The sequence below is a fragment of the Kitasatospora sp. NPDC059817 genome (assembly GCF_042731835.1).
In the GTDB taxonomy this organism is placed as follows: domain Bacteria; phylum Actinomycetota; class Actinomycetes; order Streptomycetales; family Streptomycetaceae; genus Kitasatospora.
In genome coordinates this window covers 1-2,895 of the sequence record NZ_JBHWIR010000295.1, presented here as the reverse complement: position 1 = coordinate 2,895, position 2,895 = coordinate 1, and the positions used below count along the sequence as shown (strand labels likewise).

Sequence of the window (2,895 nt, the reverse complement as noted above, 5' to 3'; positions counted from 1 at the left end):
CCGGTGTTTTGTGGGGGGCGGGAGGGGTTGGGGCGGCTGTGGGGGGTTCTGTGGTTTACTTAGTGGTTGGGGGGGGCCGCACTCGCGGACCCACCCTGGATCTGGTTCCGGCCACGGCCGGGTTCCACTTTTTTCCGCTGCGCCCGGCGCTGGGCCGTCTCGGCGAGACGGTGCAGCCGGGCCCGGGCCCGGGACAGGCGTGAGCGTACGGTGCCCACCGGTACGCCCAGGGCCTCGGCGGCCTCCTGGTAGTCCAGGCCCGCCCACACGCACAGGGCCAGCACCTCACGGTCCGGGCGGCGCAACCGCGCCAGCGACTGGTGCAGGACCGCGATCCGCGCCGCGTCGTCGATCCGCCCGGCCACCTCCTGCGCGAAGTCGGGAACGTCCTCGCGGGCCGGCGGGAGCTGCGCCAGTACCTGCCAGTGCCGCCGGGCGGCCCGGCGCTGGTTGCTGACCAGCTTCGTGGCGATGCCCAGCAGCCAGGGCCGCAGCGACCCGCCCTCCGCCTCGACCCGGTCGTGCCGGCGCCAGGCTTCCAGGAACGTCAACGACATCACGTCCTCCGCCGTCGACCAGTCCCCGGTGAGCCGGAACACGTGGTTGTACACCGCGCGCGCATACGTGTCGAAGAGCCGGCCGAACGCGTCCCGGTCACCGGCCCGCGCCCTCGCGCGCACATCTCGATCTGAAGAGTCCACGCCCCCTATCTGGTGCCCCGCCCGCGCGGGTTCCTATGACCTGCGTCACCCGCGGAGCGCGCCTGGCCGCTCTACCGGCCCGCCCGGCCATCGTCGGAGCGATCGCCTGCACGGCGATCCCGCGCATCCGGTCGAAGGCCTCGGGCGGATCGTCGTGGTCCCCGAACTCGCGGGCAAGGCCGCGCCCGCGCACTTCGCCCCGCATGCCGGCCGCCTCGGCATCCAGCCCGCCGGCTGGTCCCGGGCGAGTGGCGGGCAGTCCGTGCTCAGGCGGTTGCGTCGAGGGCCGGGGGCTGCCAGTTGTACGTCCGGGCGGAGCGGTTGAGCAGGGTGCGGGCCGGGAGGAGGCCGGCGAGGGTGAGGGCGGCATCGCGCAGGCGGGTGGCGGCGGGGGTGCGGAGGGCGACGAGGCCGCCGGTACGGCGGGAGCCGGTGACGATGGCGGTGGTGCGCGGGAGGCGTGCGGCGGTGTAGGCGGGGAGCGTGGTGGCCGGGTCCGCGCCGGGGGTCAGGGCGGAGGCGAGGACGACGGCGTCCTCGATGGCCTGGCAGGCGCCCTGGCCCTGGAAGGGGCACATGGCGTGGGCGGCGTCGCCGAGGAGGGCGACCCGGCCCTGGTGGTAGGTGGGCAGGGGGTCGGCGAGGTCCCAGACGTCGTGGCGCAGGACGCGCTCGGGTTCCGCGAGCGCGAGGAGTTGGGGTACGGGCGCGCACCAGGTGCCGAACCTGCGCAGGAGTTCGGCCTTCTCGTCGCCGTCGGCGGCGCGGGCGCCGGCCGGGGCGAGGGCGGCGCCGTACACGTAGACCCGGCCGTCGGCGAGCGGGACGACGCCGGCGAGCTGTCCGCGTCCCCAGACCTCGCCCACGGCATCCGGCCGGCGGGTGGGGGACACGACGGTGCGCCAGGTGGTGAAGCCGCTGTAGCGGGGGCCGGGGTGCCGGGGGAAGAGCAGCGCGCGGGTGGCGGAGCGGAGGCCGTCGGCGGCGACCACCAGGGCGGCGGGCCGCTCCCCGTCGGGGGTCCGGACGACGGCTGGTCCGGTGGTGCTTCCTGGGGTGCCCCCGGTGGCGCTTCCGGTGGTGCCTCCGGGGGTGACGAGGGCGGCGGGCGAGTTGGTGCGGACGGTGCCGTCCGGAAGGGTGTCGACCAGGGCGGCGATGACGTCGGCGCGGGCGACGGCGGCGATCGTGTCGCCGAAGCAGGCCTCGAAGGTGGCGGTGTCGGTACGGGCGAGCCAGCGTCCGGAGGGGTGGCGCAGGCCGACGGCGGGATGGGGGGTGGCGAGGGCGCGCAGGCGTTCGCCGATGCCGAGCCGGTCGAGGGCGCGCAGGGCGTTGGGGGCGAGGGCGAGTCCGGCGCCGACGGGTTCGAGCGAGGCGGCGCGCTCGTGGACGGTCACGGGGATGCCCTGGCGGTGGAGGGCGAGGGCGGCGGAGAGTCCGCCGATGCCGCCGCCGATGACGATCGCCTGGTACGCGCCCATGAGTGAACTCCTCTCCCGGAACTACGGCTGTAGTGACCATGTCCCGCACCGTACTACACCTGTAGTTGGGATGGGATAGTGTTGGCGTGAAGGGGGTTCGGGCCCGCCCCGGGTCGGGACCCCCTGAAGAGAGAGGCCAGGACCGGATCCATGACACCGCCGCGCCCGACGCTGATCGCCGACGCCGCCATCGCCCTGATCGCCGAGCGCGGCCTGCGCGGGCTGACCCACCGCGCCGTGGACGAGGAGGCCGGACTGCCCGCCGGCTCGACTTCGAACCTCGCCCGGACCAGGGCCGCCCTGCTCGACCTCGCCCTCACCCGCATCGTCGAACGCGAGACCGGAGGCCACCCGCTCATGGCCGGCGGGCCCCAGCCGGACTGCTGCCCGCGCCACCTGCTCACCCAGGGAGTGGCCGAGCTGCTGTACGGCGCGCTCACCACCGGGCGCAGGCTCACCCTGGCCCGCCTCGAACTCGCCCTGGAAGCCACCCGCCGGCCCGAACTGCGCGCCGGCTACGACCGGCTGGGCGCGCGCTTCACCGACACCGCTGCCGCCCTGCTGGCGCAGAGCGGCTCGGCCGACCCGGCGGCCGACGCCCGACGGCTGATCCGCTGGTGCGACGGGCTGCTGTTCAACGCCACAGCGGGAAGCGGACACTGGCACGTGCCGACACCGGAGGACCTGTGCGGCGAGGTGGCACACTACCT

The 2,895-nt window shown here is 75.3% G+C and carries 3 protein-coding genes; 1 reads left to right on the top strand and 2 read right to left on the bottom strand.

Annotated elements, in window-relative coordinates; all coding sequences use genetic code 11:
• Window positions 1–59 precede the first annotated feature (59 nt).
• The gene (locus tag ACFV61_RS33645; protein WP_380495869.1) at window positions 60–680 is read right to left on the bottom strand and encodes an RNA polymerase sigma factor; all 621 of its coding nucleotides are present in this window, start codon (window positions 678–680) and stop codon (window positions 60–62) included.
• A 287-nt stretch (window positions 681–967) separates the two neighbouring features.
• Window positions 968–2,185 (bottom strand): FAD-dependent monooxygenase, encoded by a 1,218-nt coding sequence (locus ACFV61_RS33640; protein ID WP_380495866.1) that lies wholly within the window; start codon window positions 2,183–2,185, stop codon window positions 968–970.
• A gap of 150 nt (window positions 2,186–2,335) precedes the next feature.
• Here ACFV61_RS33640 and ACFV61_RS33635 point away from each other — a divergent pair.
• Window positions 2,336–2,895 (top strand): TetR/AcrR family transcriptional regulator (locus ACFV61_RS33635; protein ID WP_380495864.1); only part of this gene is annotated, 560 nt, incomplete at its 3' end.